Below are 1,208 nucleotides of genomic sequence, written 5' to 3'. Positions count from 1 at the left end.
CCATTGTGCTACTGATGCATGGTTTTTCACCTGACCGCATGCGCGGCAACTTAGCAGCCTTTTTTGTCCTGACCTCTCTATTAACCCTGCTGACGCTGGCGCTGGCAGGGCAGATCAGCGTTTGGCATTTCAAGCTGGCGCTTACCTTTCTTCCTGCTGTCTTACTGGGCAATGCACTGGCCGATACCATCGCCCATCGATTGGATAAACAACTGCTGCAGCGCTTGTCATTGGGGTTATGCACCCTCGCAGCGCTTGGCTTACTGCTATAGGCGAAGCAGCCGAACAAAAAGTTTGGCTGTTTTTTTCGATGTCATAAAGATGTCATCGAAGCAGTGCAAAGTACGTCATGCGAAGGCCAGAACCCTACATCGACAGGAGTATTTCGCATGAACCGTATTCTAAAAACCACCGTTATCGCGGCGGCTGTAATGAGCGTTGCCGGTGTGGCACAAGCACGTGACCAGATTCGTATCGTCGGCTCCAGTACTGTTTATCCGTTCGCCAGCTACGTTACTGAAGAGTTTGGCGCGCTGACCAACTTCCCGACGCCGGTTATCGAGTCTACAGGTTCTGGCGGTGGTATTCGTCTGTTCTGTAACGGTGTTGGCGAAGGTACGCCGGACATCACCAACGCGTCTCGTCGCATGAAGCTTTCTGAGCTTGAGCGCTGCGAAGAGAACGGTGTAACTGATATCACCGAAGCGAAAATCGGTTCTGACGGTATCGTTCTGGGCTTAGCCGCTACTAATGAACCGATCGACCTGACGCTTGAGCAAATCTTCCTGGCGGTAGCTGCACAGGTGCCGGTAGACGGCGAGCTGGTAGAAAACCCCTACACCAACTGGAGCGACATCGACGCTTCTCTGCCGGATCGCGCCATCTCTATCTATGGCCCGCCCAGCACTTCTGGTACCCGTGACGCGTTCGAAGAGCTGGTCATGGAAGCCGCTTCTTCCGAGATGGATATCTATGGTGAAGAAGGTTACACCGACATTCGTACCGACGGCGTTTATATCGACGCGGGTGAGAACGACAACCTGATCGTTCAGCGTCTGGCGGAAGACACTGGCGCCTTCGGTATCTTCGGTTACTCCTTCCTGGTCGAAAACCCGGACACCATCATGGGTGCGACCATTGGCGGTGTTGAGCCTGAAGTAGAAGCTATTAGCTCTGGTGAGTACCCGGTTGCTCGTTCACTGTGGTTC

General features: G+C 53.6%; 2 protein-coding genes. Both read left to right on the top strand.

Features of this window, described 5'->3' with window-relative positions; translation table 11 throughout:
- On the top strand, positions 1-272 hold a 272-nt coding region (locus BIS10_RS18815; protein ID WP_392567206.1), incomplete at its 5' end, for a TSUP family transporter.
- A gap of 117 nt (positions 273-389) precedes the next feature.
- Positions 390-1,208, top strand: an 819-nt coding sequence (locus tag BIS10_RS18810) for a substrate-binding domain-containing protein (RefSeq protein WP_253507823.1), incomplete at its 3' end; no start/stop codon positions are given.

It is taken from the genome of Halomonas sp. 707B3 (assembly GCF_024158645.1).
Classification (GTDB): Bacteria; Pseudomonadota; Gammaproteobacteria; order Pseudomonadales; family Halomonadaceae; genus Vreelandella; species Vreelandella lionensis.
The sequence above is the reverse complement of the archived record's forward strand: the minus strand, read 5'-3'. Positions and strand labels throughout refer to the sequence as shown.